Source organism: Vibrio navarrensis (genome assembly GCF_000764325.1).
Lineage (GTDB): Bacteria > Pseudomonadota > Gammaproteobacteria > Enterobacterales > Vibrionaceae > Vibrio > Vibrio navarrensis.
The window spans coordinates 15,101-27,384 of record NZ_JMCG01000002.1; the positions used below are offsets into that span (position 1 = coordinate 15,101).

Consider the following 12,284-nt stretch of genomic DNA (forward strand, 5'->3'; position numbering starts at 1 on the left):
TTACCAAACCTAAGATTAACCTGATTTGAAAAGCCGGAAAACCACTTGAGTTTTGAAACCCGCATTGACTCAAACTTTGTGGCCATTCGTTTACTTTGAAACCTGTAAATTTTGATAAATCACTTTCGGAAAACTCAAAGCGAAAGCAAAATTGCCAAAGCAACTTTGCAGCAAACCGGCTAACCTCGCGCAACATCAAAGCTCAATTGAGGCAACTGCTTAAAACTCGAATTGGGCAAACAATACTGATTTGCCGAAAAACCTGAACGAATGGCCAAAGGAAGAAATGCAAAACCACAACCAATTGATTTTATTTGTTTTAAGCTAACGCCCTGCTAAGGGGTGAGCAATGCGCTACGAATGCTACCGCACACCGCCTTAATCACAAAACCCACCGCATACTGAAAATGCCACGCATTGCGAATCCCTCTTAAGCAGTTTGTTAGCTTAAATTTCAACGTCTTAGATTTACCAAACCTGAGATTAACCTGATTTAGGAAACTGGCAAACCACTTAAGTTTGAAAACCCGAAATTTTTGATAAATCATTTTCGGAAAACTCAGAGCGAACGCAAAACTTCCAAAGCGACTTTGCGCCAAACTGGCTAACCTCGTGTAGCCCCAAAACCCAATTGAGACAACAACTCAAAATTCACGTTGGCAAACAATGCTGATTTGCCGAAATAACCTGAACGAACTGCCAAGGGAAGAAAAACAGGCTGCAAACAATTGATTTTCATTATTTTAAGCTAACGCCCGGTTAAGGGGCAGCCAACGCCATTCCCAAGCTTCCGCATAACACCGTAACCACAAAAACCAACGCACAGTAAAAATGCCACGCGTTGGCTGTCCCTCTTGAACCGTTTGTTATGTTTAAGCTTCAATGACTTACGTTTAACCCAAACCAAGATTAACTCAGCTTTGATTCACAAACAAAAGCCAAGACCTGAAAAACTGAAACGACTCATATATTTGAAAAACAGACTTCGAATTTTGGCAATTCAAGCACAAAAACCTGTGATCAAAATACTGATTGAGCCAGCAGCACTAACCTCGCGCTTGGCAAAAAATTGATTGAGGCAATTCACTGAATTTCCAGCACCAAAGAACAAGTGTCCGGAAAACAGCGCCCGCTGAAGCCAACTTGCCGACAAATACAAAACCAATCAGCCGAGGGAACAAAGAAAAACCATAACCCACTGATTTTTGGTGATTAAACATAACGCCCTGCTAAGGGGTGAGCAATGCACTACGAAAGCTACCGCACACCGCCTTAATCACGAAAACCCAATGCATGCTGAAAATGCCACGCATTGCGAATCCCTCTTAAGCAGTTTGTTAGCTTAAATTTCAGCACCTTAGATTAACCAAACCTGAGATTAAACCGATTTGGAAAACTGGCAAACTAACTGAGTTTTAAAACCCGAATTAATTCAAACTTTGTGACTGTTCATTTGCTTTGAAAACCAATCAATTTTGATAACACATGTTTGCAAAACTCAAAGCGAAAGCAAAACTTCCAAAGCGACTTTGCGCCAAACTGACTGACCTCGTGCAACCTAAAAACTCAATTGAGGCAACAGCTCAAAACTCACGTTCATATACAATGCTGATTTGCCGAAAAACCTGAACGAATAGCTAAAGGAAGAAAGAAAAAGCCACAACCAATTGATTTTTATTGCTTTAAGCTAACGCCCTGCTAAGGGGTGAGCAATGCACTACAAAAGTTACAGCACACCAACCTAATCACAAAACCCACCGCATGCTAAAAATGCCACGCATTGCGAATCCCGCTTAAGCAGTTTGTTAGCTTAAATTTCAGCACCTTAGATTGACCAAACCCGGGACTAACCCAATTTGGAAAAGCAACAAACCACCTGAGTTTTAAAACCCGAAATGGCTCAAACTTTGTGGCCGTTCATTTGCTTTAAAAACCAGTAAGTTTTGAAAACACGTTTTCGCAAAACTCAAAGCGAAAGCTAAACCTGCCAAAGCAACTTTGCATCAAATTGGCTAACCTCGTGCAATCCCAAAATTCAATTGAGGCAACAACCCAAAACTCGCTTTGACAACCAATGCTGATTTGCCGAGAAACCTGAACGAATGGCCAAAGGAAGAAAGAAAAGACCACAACCAATTGATTTTAATTGTTTTAAGCTAACGCCCTGCTAAGGGGTGAGCAATGCACTGCAAAAGCTACCGCACACCGCCTTAATCACAAAACTCACCGCATGCCAAAAATGCCACGCATTGCGAATCCCGCTTAAGCAGTTTGTTAGCTTAAATTTCAACGCCTTAGATTTACCAAACCTGAGATTAACTCGATTTAGGAAACCGGCAAACCACTTGAGTTTTAAAACCCGAATCGATTCGAACTTTGTGGCCGTTCGTTCGCTTTGAAACCTGTAAATTTTGAGCACACACTTTCAGAAAACTCAAAGCGAAAGCAAAACTTCCAAAGCGACTTTGCGACAATCTGGCTAACCTCGAGCAATCCCAAAACTCAATTGAGGCAACTGCTCAAAACTCGCGTTGGAAAACAATGCCGATTTGCCGAGAAAACTGAACGAATGACCAAAGGAAAAAAGAATAGACCACAACCAGTTGATTTTATTTGTTTTAAGCTAACGCCCTGCTAAGGGGTGAGCAATGCACTGCTAAAGCTACCGCACACCGACTTAATCACGAAACCCACCGCATGCTGAAAATGCCACGCATTGCGAATCCCTCTTAAGCAGTTTGTTAGCTTAAATTTCAGCATCTTAGATTGATCAAACCTGAGATTAACTTGATTTAGAAAACTGGCAAACCACTTGAGCTTTAAAACCCGGAATGACTCAAACTTTGTAACCGTTCATTTGCTTTGAAACCAGCAAATTTTGAAAATTCATCTTCGGAGAACTCAAAGCGAAAGCAAAATTGCCAAAGCGACTTTGAGCCAAATTTGCTAACCTCGCGCAATCCCAAAACTCAACTGAGGCAACTGCTCGAAACTCACGTTGACAAACAATGTTGATTTGCCGAAAAATCTGAACGAATGGCCAAGGGAAGAAAGAAAAGACCACAACCAATTGATTTTCAATGTTTTAAGCTAACGCCCTGCTAAGGGGTGAGCAATGCACTGCAAAAGCTACCGCACACCACCTTAATCACGAAAACCCAACGCATGCCAAAAATGCCACGCATTGCGAATCCCGCTTAAGCAGTTTGTTAGCTTAAATTTCAGCACCTCAGATTTACCAAGCCTGAGGCTAACCCGATTTAAGAAACCGACAAACCACCTGGGCTTTAAAACCCGAAATGACTCAAACTTTGTGGTCGCTCATGTGCTTTGAAAATCAGTAAATTTTGAGAACTCATTTTCGGAATACTCAAAGCGAAAGCAAAACTGCCAAAGCGACTTTGCGCCAAACTGACTAACCTCGCGCAATCCTAAAACTCCATTGAGGCAATAGCTCAAAACTCACATTGATAAACAATGCTGATTTGCCGAAAAACCTGAGCGAGTTGCCGATGGAAAAAAGAAGAAGCAGCAAACAATTGATTTTATGTGTTTTAAGCTAACGCCGCGTTAAGGGGTGAGTGCCGCCTAAACCAACGTTCCGCAGACCACTTTCACCACAAAACTCACCGCATACCAAAAATGCCACGCGGCATGAATCCCTCTTAAACGCCTTGTTATACCGCTTGGTTGAAGTTAAAATAACCAACATAAAGACCACTTAAGAGACCGATTATATGACCACTAGAATTTTAGCTGATGTTGCTGCAAGCATTACTGAGTTGAAAGCTAATCCTATGAAAGTTGCAACTAGTGCTTACGGTGAACCTGTTGCTGTATTGAACCGAAATGAGCCAGCATTTTATTGCGTACCTGCCGAAGCGTACGAAATGATGATGGACAGACTCGAAGATCTTGAACTACTAGCTATTGCAAAAGAGCGTGAATTTGAAGAGAGCATTTCGGTAAACATTGATGACCTATAAACTCGACTTTAAAAAGAGCGCACTCAAAGAGTGGAAAAAGCTTGGCTCAACGCTGCAACAACAATTTAAGAAAAAGTTAATCGAGCGCTTAGATAACCCGCATGTTCCGGCTTCAAAGCTCTCTGGAGCTGACAATATGTATAAAATTAAGCTGCGTCAATCGGGCTACCGTCTTGTCTACAAAGTTGAAGACGATGTCATCATTGTAACCGTCTTAGCAGTCGGAAAACGCGAACGTAGCGACGTTTACCGTAAAGCTATGAAAAGGTTAGATGATTGATTGCGGTATAACGCCGCGTTAAGGGGTGAGTGCCGCATAAACCAACTTACCGCAAACCACTTTCACTACCAAAAACCACCGCATACCAAAAATGCCACGCGGCACGAATCCCTCTTAAACGCTTTGTTATGTGCATTTTTGCCAGTTGTACTCCATTTGACGAGCAACCAACTCCGCATGACTTTGACTATGAAACTTCGATACTAAGAATAAGCTCATATCAATGCCCGCTGATATGCCGCCCGACGTCGTGTACTTGCCGGTTGTTACCCAACGCTGCTCTTCCACAACGACTAAATCAGAAAACCGTTGTCTCAACTCTTGAGTGTCCTCCCAATGGGTGATAACAGAAAGTCCTTTCAGCAAGCCCGCATTAGCTAATAGGAATGCGCCGGTACAAACTGATGCAATATGCTTAGCGTGCTTGTCCACTGACACAATCCAGTGCAGCACATTTGTCTTATTCATTTCGTTCGTATGGACACCGCCAACAACGATTAAAAGGTCAATTTGAGGATGATTCTGAAACGAATAATCGGGTAAAACAGTAAAACCACCTCTGGCTTTCACTGGCTCCAACTTTTCTGAAACTAAAAATACATTCCAGTTTTCAACACCTAACCGTCTAGCTGTGCTGAAAACTTCGAAAGGCCCTGAGAAGTCGAGAACCTCGGCTTCATCGTAAATATAAATCCCAATGTTCATTTTGCCTCCTTGCACATAACGCCCTGCTAAGGGGTGAGCAATGCACTGCTAAAGCTACCGCACGCCGCCTTAATCACAAAACCCACCGCATGCTGAAAATGCCACGCACTGCGAATCCCGCTTAAGCAGTTTGTTAGCTTAAATTTCAGCATCTTAGATTTACCAAGCCTAAGATTAACCTGATTTGAAAAGCCGGAAAACCACTTGAGTTTTGAAACCTGCATTGACTCAAACTTTGTTGCCTTTCATGCGATTTGAAAACCCGAAAATTTTGATAGATCACTTTCGGGAAACTCAAAGCGAAAGCAAAACTTCCAAAGCGACTTTGCGGCAAACTGGCTAACCTCGCGCAGTCCCAAAATTCAATTGAGGCAACAACTCGAAAATCGCGTTGGCAAACAATACTGATTTGCCGATAAACCTGAACGAATTGCCAAAGGAAGAAAGAAAAAACCACAAACAACTGATTTTTAATGTTTTAAGCTAACGCCCTGCTAAGGGGTGAGCAATGCACTACAAACACTACCGCACACCGCCTTAATCACAAAACTCACCGCATGCTGAAAATGCCAAGCATTGCGAATCCCGCTTAAGCAGTTTGTTAGCTTAAATTTCAGCACCTTAGATTGATCAAACCTGAGATTAACTTGATTTAGAAAACTGGTAAACCACTTGAGCTTTAAAACCCGGAATGACTCAAGCTTTGTAACCGTTCACTTGCTTTGTAACCGTTCACTTGCTTTGAAACCAGTAAATTTTGAGAAATAACTTTCGGAAAACTCAAAGCGAAAACTGAACTGCCAAAGCGACTTTGCGCCAAAGAGACTAACCTCGCGCAATTCCAAAACTCCATTGAGGCAACTACTCAAAACTTGCGTTGGCAAACAATGCTGATTTGCCGAAGAATCTGAGCGAATTGCCAAGGGAAGAAAGAAAAGACCACAACCAATTGATTTTATTTGTTTTAAGCTAACGCCCTGCTAAGGGGTGAGCAATGCACTGCGAAAGCTACCGCACACCAACTTAATCACAAAACCCACCGCATGCTGAAAATGCCACGCATTGCGAATCCCTCTTAAGCAGTTTGTTAGCTATTTTTTCTCAGTAATTGATTTGAATGATTCAAAAATGAATGTCGCCAACCCACCTGAAGCACTTGAATTTGCATAATCTTCTAAAGGCTGACAGAAATTTAATTTGAACTTCTCAATCGCTTCTTCTGGAGTGGGAGCTTGTATCGTATCACCGTCTACTTCAAGCCCCGAACTCAAGAGTTCTTTCTTTTCAAAAAGATAAGTTTCTGAGTCCATATTCAGATAAGTAAACTCACCACGATTTGAATTTGGTTTACAGAAAAATTGATATTTTGGCATCTTGAATTTCCTTACTGCTGAATAAAATAATAGCTAACGCCGCGTTAAGGGGCAGCCAACGCTACTACCAAGCTTCCGCATAACGCCGTAATCACCAAAACCAACGCATAGTAAAAATGCCACGCGTTGGCTGTCCCTCTTGAACGCCTTGTTATACCGTTCTTATAGCGCTAGAATGACCTTTATAAAGACCACTTAAAGGACTCAATAAATGACCGCTAGAATCTTAGCCGATGTAGCTGCAAGTATTACTGAATTAAAAGCTAATCCTATGAAAGTTGCAACAAGTGCATATGGTGAGCCTGTCGCTGTACTTAACCGAAACGAACCAGCCTTTTACTGTGTTCCAGCAAAAGCATACGAAATGATGATGGATCGACTCGATGATCTCGAACTATTAGCTATTGCAAGAGAACGAGAGTCTGAAGAAAGCATTTCGGTAAACATCGATGACCTATAAACTTGATTTCAAAAAGAGCGCCTTAAAAGAATGGAAAAAACTTGGCTCTACACTACAACAGCAATTTAAAAAGAAACTCATTGAGCGCTTAGAAAACCCACATGTACCAGCATCAAAACTCTCTGGCGCTGATAATATGTATAAAATAAAACTACGTCAGTCTGGCTATCGTCTTGTTTACCAAGTAAAAGATGACGTTATCGTGGTAACAGTCTTAGCAGTTGGAAAACGAGAGCGAAGTGATGTTTACCGTAGCGCAATGAAACGATTAGATGACTGATTAATGTACCAATTAATGCCTCTTTTTTCGGCAAGGTATAACGCCCGGTTAAGGGGCAACCAACGCTACTACCAACTTTCCGCATAACACCGTAATCACAAAAACCAACGCATAATAAAAATGCCACGCGTTGGTTGTCCCTCTTGAACCGTTTGTTATGTTTATTTGCCAGCATACTTACTTACAAATTTTGCTTCTGCATATGGCACACTATGATCATAAATTTTATTCGTGTTAAAAAATTTAACACCCGTCACTGTTACATCACAAAAAATAGCATGTGCATATTCATGACCAAGAGGAACTTTCATCTTTTTAGCTTCTCCTGAATCTTGAGTCGATATACATTTGTCTACTTGATACGTAACAAATCCATTTAAAACTCTATTTTTATTATTTTCTATAATTTCCATTGCTTGTTCTGGTGTAGCATCAAAAACCCATCCACGCATATCAGCACGAACTATAATTTTAAACCAACCAGGAGTATTAGGATTAGATGAGCCTGAATAATTATTCCAATATGTTTCAATAGTACCAATTCCATCCTGCGCAACCAAATTGAAGTACTTTTCTTCCTTATCGTACTCATATAATTTAACATCATAAAACGTGCTATAACTATTTACTTTAACCTTATGTTTAATATCATCTTTTACTTTATTAATAAAGTCATCAAATTCAAAGCCTGATTCTTTTCTAGACTCAAACTCCTTCCTTAAAACTGAATAAGAATTTATATACCAATGAACTCTTTCATCTGTGATTGCATTCATAGCCAAATAGTCATTCAGCAAATGGTCAAAACTAAACTTTTCATGTGATGAAATCCCACTGTTAGGTATAGTTTCATAAATTTCCGAGTTGGTAGATTTACACCCAAACATAATCACCAAATAAAAAAACAAAATATACACTCTCATAATTACTCCATGGGAACTAAGAATTTCTATAAACATAACGCCCTGCTAAGGGGTGAGCAATGCACTACGAAAGCTACCGCACACCGCCTTAATCACGAAAACCCAATGCATGCTGAAAATGCCACGCATTGCGAATCCCTCTTAAGCAGTTTGTTAGCTTAAATTTCAGCACCTTAGGTTTACCAAAACTGAGACTAACCCGATTTGGAAAACTGGCAAACCACCTGAGTTTTAAAACCCGAATAGGCTCAAACTTTGTGGCCTTTAATGCGCATTGAAAACCAGTAAATTTTGAGAACTCATTTTCGGAAAACTCCTCAAAGCGAAAGCAAAACTTCCAAAGCGACTTTGCACCAAATTTGCTAACCTCGCGCAATCCCAAAGCTCAATTGAGGCAACAGCTCAAAACTCGCGTTGGCAAACAATGCTAATTTGCCGAGAAACCAAAACGAACTGCCAATGGAAGAAAGAACAAGCAGCAAACAATTGATTTTAATTGTTTTAAGCTAACGCCCTGCTAAGGGGTGAGCAATGCACTACGAAAGCTACCGCACACCGCCTTAATCACAAAACTCACCGCATGCTGAAAATGCCACGCATTGCGAATCCCGCTTAAGCAGTTTGTTAGCTTAAATTTCAGCACCTTAGATTTACCAAGCCTGAGATTAACCTGATTTGGGTTCCTAACAAACAACCAGAGTTTTAATACCCGAAATGACTCAAACTTTGTGGCATTTCATGCGATTTAAAAACCCGAAAATTTTGATAAATCACTTTCGGGAAACTCAAAGCGAAAGCAAAACTTCCAAAGCGACTTTGCGGCAAACCTACTGACCTCGCGCAATCCCAAAATTCAATTGAGGCAACTTCTCAAGACTTGCGTTGGCAAACAATGCTGATTTGCCGAAAACCTGAACGAATTGTCAAAGGAAGAAAGAAAAAACCACAAACAACTGATTTTTAATGTTTTAAGCTAACGCCGCGTTAAGGGGCGCAGGCACGCAATACAAAAGTTACCGCATGACAACTGTATCCGCCCCATGAACCCACGGGGCGATATTGTTAGTGTTTGAAGTTCCAAGGCAGGAGTGCATCGATATCTGGTTCTGCTTTCGCTAACTCCTGCATGCACTTGACTATGTAGTCGTAAAGGATAAGGCCGTTGGCTTTCGCTGTCTCGACGATACTGTAAAGCATCGCGCTCGCTTCCGCTCCATTGGGATTGGTCGAGAAGAGCCAGTTCTTTCTCCCAATAACCAGCGGTTTTATTGCGCGTTCAGCACGGTTATTGTCTATCGATAAGTGACCGTCATCGATATAGCGAATGAGCTTCGGCCACTGACCGAGCGTGTATTTTATCGCTTTACCCAGCGGGCTAGACTCAAGCACTTTCTGAGTTGTCATCCATTCATAAAGCTCATCCAGTATCGGCTTAGCATGCTCTTGGCGCTCTGCTTTCCGTTTTTCGGCACTGGCACCTTTTAAGCGGGATTCTATCCCATAGAGTTTCTGGATTTTGGCCAGCGCTTTATCCGCTTTGCCTGACTTACCTTTGCCTTGAAGCTTTTTCGCGTCCATGAACTTGCGCCGAGCATGCGCAAAGCAACCGACATTGGTGACTCGATGAAGCCCATCATAAACACCATAGCCATCGGTTTGCAGATACCCATCATAGTCGCCCAAGAAGGCAACAGGGCACGACCTCGCGCGACTGTTTTGATAGTCATACAAGACGATATTTTTTACATTGGGCAGTGCGGCATCTGGCGAGTCCGCGCCCGAGCAGTAGAGCCACATGTAACACTGTTTATCTTCTTTGAGGACATTGAGCGGCGTTTCATCCGCCTGAATCACCATTTGCTCAAGTAGGTGCGCTTTCAAGGCCGCATAAAGTGGAGCGAACTTCTCACTGACTTGGATAATCCACCTTGCCATGGTGGTGCGCGAGAGTTCGATACCCGACTGGGTAAACAACGACTCTTGTCGATAAAGTGGCATCGCGTATTGGTATTTGCCGAGGATGATATTGGCCAACAAGCTTTCTGTAGCGAAGCTTTTAGGGATAATACTTTGCGGCGCTGGCTTTTGAACGATGCGGCTGTTGTCCTGAGTTTGCTCGCATTGGCGGCAAGCATATTTAGGACGAACATATTCCAACACTTTGAGTACCGCTGGCGTGAACTCAAGTTTCTCGCTACGGTCTTCACCGATTTTATGCAGGTGATGTTGGCAGCAAGTGCACTGCTTTTCATCGTCGTCTAAATCAAGTTCGATAACCTCACGAGGCAAGCTCTTTGGCAGGGGCTGACGTTTGCCGCGTTTCTTCATTGTGGTGGTCGTTGTGACAACATCAACCTCTTCTTCCTTAGCAGCTTCACACTCCGCTTCGTTGAAGAGGTCACCTTGGGATTCATTGTAAGGCTTTAACGCCTCTGAGCGTTTAGCGAACTGACGGTCGAAGGCAAGCTTGAGCTGTTCAAGTAGGGATTGACGCTCTTGTTGCCACTCATTTTTCTCCGACATCAGCACTTTCACCATCGCTTGTAGCTCGGCAACATCTTGGCTTTCTGGGTTGATATTTAGCGTCTTTTTCATGGCGTTGATTATACTAAAATCATGACGTTAACGCTTGGTGGATAAGACTTTATTATCGCTTAAGTCATTGTAAAATCGTTTATTTCAATGGGTTTATGGCCGATAATCGTGAAGCCAGAAAGCAGTCTATCAAGCTCGAATTGAGTTAGGGTAAACACCTCATTTTGCTCTTTGGAAGGCCACTTGTACTTGGCTTTTTCGAGGCGCTTGTACCAAAGAGCGAAGCCTGTTTTATCCCAGTACAACACTTTGACTTTATCGCGCTGTTTGTTGGTGAATAGGAACAGCGCACCACTGCCCAAGGGTAAGTCGGTGTCACTTTCGATAATCGCCGCGAGGCCGTTGATGGACTTTCTAAAATCGACGCTTTCGCGATAGAGATAGATTTCGGGAGCACTGAGCATACGTTTCATGACAGCGCACCGATAAGCTCTGCGAGATAGGTCGCTGGCGTGCCTTGTGGGATGCTCAGTTCAACATCATTGACGAGCAGGATCATATTGGCAACGGCAACGTGAGTGGCTTGATACTTTGTGGTCTTTTCAACGACTTCTGTTTTAACAAAGCCAACCGTGTTCGGTTTTTCGCAGTGCTTTAACTGTTGGCGCTTAGCGTAAAAAGTGGAGAGACTCAGTCCGTTACGTTCACAGAATAATCGTTGTGATAACTGGCTGGATTCATAGTGTTCGAACAGGGTTCGCCATTCTTGGTTAGTGCGTCGTTTGGCCATTTCAAATCTCCTTTGGGTTGGAGGTTTGATCTTATTATTCGGGCTAGACGATTAGAATGCGGGGTTTATGATGCGCTTACACCTTAGATTTACCAAGCCTGAGATTTACTCGATTTAGGAAACCGGCAAACCACTTAGGTTTTAAAACCCAAATTGGCTCAAACTATGTGGAATTTCATGCAATTTGAAAACCCGAAAATTTTAATAAATCATTTTCGGAAAACTCAGTGCGAACACAAAACTTCCAAAGCGACTTTGCGCCAAACTGGCTAACCTCGCGCAACCCCAAAACTCAATTGAGGCAAGCGCTCAAAACTCGCATTGGCAAACAATGCTGATTTGCCGAAAAACCTGAACGAATGGTCAAGGGCAGAAAGAAAAGACCACAACCAGTTGATTTTATTTGTTTTAAGCTAACGCTTTCTAAACTACAAAATATCTCACAATCTACCATTGAAGTGTCGTGTTTGTATGAAAACAATCGTATAGAAAAAAAATAAAACTATCTAGAACAATCTGTTAGTGTTGGAGGATTGCTCACATCGAAAATTAGACTGCGAAACGTTGTCTAGTTGGTGGTTCTCTCGATATTAGCTTGAGGAGACCTGTCGCCAAACAATGCGTATAATCTTTAGGCTGTGAAGAATAACAAGATTGTGGCTTTATCAAAGGCCTAGCTTGGATGCTAGACCTTTGTCAGCAGAGTGAATGCATCTATGCATTCTTTGCCATGAAACCTAGCGTTACAAGCCGCCTTCCTGCTGGGCTTGTTTTACTAATGCCTGACGTTGAGCTTCCTGATCTGATACCAATTGATTTTCTATTTCTTGTTCTACATCTTGTGGAACGAAAACAAAGTATTTATTAATAGTCATCTTAAGAACCTCGAACTAGTTAAATTCACCTTCCCGGTAGCTAATTGTTGATACCACATGAAAAACCATTGATCCCT

Annotated in this window: 11 protein-coding genes; 4 read left to right on the forward strand and 7 right to left on the reverse strand. The window is 42.1% G+C overall.

Annotated elements, in window-relative coordinates:
• Nucleotides 1–3,737 precede the first annotated feature (3,737 nt).
• Together EA26_RS14480 and EA26_RS14485 are read left to right on the forward strand one after the other, a co-directional pair.
• On the forward strand, nt 3,738–3,986 hold the full coding sequence (locus EA26_RS14480; RefSeq protein WP_039429296.1) for a type II toxin-antitoxin system Phd/YefM family antitoxin: 249 nt from the start codon (nt 3,738–3,740) through the stop codon (nt 3,984–3,986).
• Nucleotides 3,976–4,266 carry a type II toxin-antitoxin system RelE family toxin gene (locus EA26_RS14485; RefSeq protein WP_005377002.1) on the forward strand — a complete coding sequence of 97 codons (291 nt, stop codon included), beginning with the start codon at nt 3,976–3,978 and terminating at the stop codon, nt 4,264–4,266. Before EA26_RS14480 ends, EA26_RS14485 begins: the two co-directional genes overlap by 11 nt.
• Before the next feature lie 126 nt (nt 4,267–4,392).
• Here EA26_RS14485 and EA26_RS14490 read toward each other — a convergent pair whose 3' ends face one another.
• Nucleotides 4,393–4,971, reverse strand: coding sequence for a DJ-1/PfpI family protein (locus EA26_RS14490; protein ID WP_039429326.1), 579 nt, complete (start codon nt 4,969–4,971; stop codon nt 4,393–4,395).
• 1,091 nt (nt 4,972–6,062) lie between these two features.
• A complete protein-coding gene (locus EA26_RS14495; RefSeq protein ID WP_039428564.1) occupies nt 6,063–6,344 on the reverse strand; it encodes a hypothetical protein in 282 nt (93 codons plus the stop codon).
• 211 nt (nt 6,345–6,555) lie between these two features.
• Between EA26_RS14495 and EA26_RS14500 the strand changes: the two genes are divergently transcribed.
• Together EA26_RS14500 and EA26_RS14505 are read left to right on the forward strand one after the other, a co-directional pair.
• Nucleotides 6,556–6,804 (forward strand): type II toxin-antitoxin system Phd/YefM family antitoxin, encoded by a 249-nt coding sequence (locus tag EA26_RS14500; RefSeq protein WP_000126952.1) that lies wholly within the window; start codon nt 6,556–6,558, stop codon nt 6,802–6,804.
• Nucleotides 6,794–7,084, forward strand: a complete 291-nt coding sequence (locus EA26_RS14505) for a type II toxin-antitoxin system RelE family toxin (RefSeq protein ID WP_000221349.1) — start codon at nt 6,794–6,796, stop codon at nt 7,082–7,084. The genes EA26_RS14500 and EA26_RS14505 overlap by 11 nt, the downstream gene beginning before the upstream one ends.
• Nucleotides 7,085–7,245: 161 nt before the next feature.
• Here EA26_RS14505 and EA26_RS14510 read toward each other — a convergent pair whose 3' ends face one another.
• The 5 genes from EA26_RS14510 to EA26_RS22470 all read right to left on the reverse strand — a co-directional run bounded on the left by EA26_RS14510 (nt 7,246) and on the right by EA26_RS22470 (nt 12,207).
• Nucleotides 7,246–8,043 carry a hypothetical protein gene (locus tag EA26_RS14510; RefSeq protein WP_152593735.1) on the reverse strand — a complete coding sequence of 266 codons (798 nt, stop codon included), beginning with the start codon at nt 8,041–8,043 and terminating at the stop codon, nt 7,246–7,248.
• 1,026 nt (nt 8,044–9,069) lie between these two features.
• A complete protein-coding gene (tnpC, locus tag EA26_RS14515) occupies nt 9,070–10,602 on the reverse strand; it encodes an IS66 family transposase (protein WP_039424673.1) in 1,533 nt (510 codons plus the stop codon).
• A gap of 59 nt (nt 10,603–10,661) precedes the next feature.
• Nucleotides 10,662–11,015, reverse strand: a complete 354-nt coding sequence (tnpB, locus tag EA26_RS14520) for an IS66 family insertion sequence element accessory protein TnpB (RefSeq protein ID WP_039423669.1) — start codon at nt 11,013–11,015, stop codon at nt 10,662–10,664.
• Nucleotides 11,012–11,332, reverse strand: a complete 321-nt coding sequence (gene tnpA, locus EA26_RS14525) for an IS66 family insertion sequence element accessory protein TnpA (RefSeq protein WP_039429332.1) — start codon at nt 11,330–11,332, stop codon at nt 11,012–11,014. The genes tnpB and tnpA overlap by 4 nt, the downstream gene beginning before the upstream one ends.
• A gap of 743 nt (nt 11,333–12,075) precedes the next feature.
• Nucleotides 12,076–12,207, reverse strand: coding sequence for a hypothetical protein (locus tag EA26_RS22470; RefSeq protein WP_264299479.1), 132 nt, complete (start codon nt 12,205–12,207; stop codon nt 12,076–12,078).
• Between the last annotated feature and the right edge of the window lie 77 nt (nt 12,208–12,284).

Coding starts and splice junctions, on each gene's coding strand:
- EA26_RS14510 (WP_152593735.1), bottom strand. CDS start 8,043: ATGTTTATAGAAATTCTTAGTTCCCATGGAGTAATTATGAGAGTGTAT.
- tnpC (WP_039424673.1), bottom strand. CDS start 10,602: ATGAAAAAGACGCTAAATATCAACCCAGAAAGCCAAGATGTTGCCGAG.
- EA26_RS22470 (WP_264299479.1), bottom strand. CDS start 12,207: ATGACTATTAATAAATACTTTGTTTTCGTTCCACAAGATGTAGAACAA.
- tnpA (WP_039429332.1), bottom strand. CDS start 11,332: ATGGCCAAACGACGCACTAACCAAGAATGGCGAACCCTGTTCGAACAC.
- EA26_RS14485 (WP_005377002.1), top strand. CDS start 3,976: ATGACCTATAAACTCGACTTTAAAAAGAGCGCACTCAAAGAGTGGAAA.
- EA26_RS14505 (WP_000221349.1), top strand. CDS start 6,794: ATGACCTATAAACTTGATTTCAAAAAGAGCGCCTTAAAAGAATGGAAA.
- EA26_RS14495 (WP_039428564.1), bottom strand. CDS start 6,344: ATGCCAAAATATCAATTTTTCTGTAAACCAAATTCAAATCGTGGTGAG.
- EA26_RS14490 (WP_039429326.1), bottom strand. CDS start 4,971: ATGAACATTGGGATTTATATTTACGATGAAGCCGAGGTTCTCGACTTC.
- tnpB (WP_039423669.1), bottom strand. CDS start 11,015: ATGAAACGTATGCTCAGTGCTCCCGAAATCTATCTCTATCGCGAAAGC.
- EA26_RS14500 (WP_000126952.1), top strand. CDS start 6,556: ATGACCGCTAGAATCTTAGCCGATGTAGCTGCAAGTATTACTGAATTA.
- EA26_RS14480 (WP_039429296.1), top strand. CDS start 3,738: ATGACCACTAGAATTTTAGCTGATGTTGCTGCAAGCATTACTGAGTTG.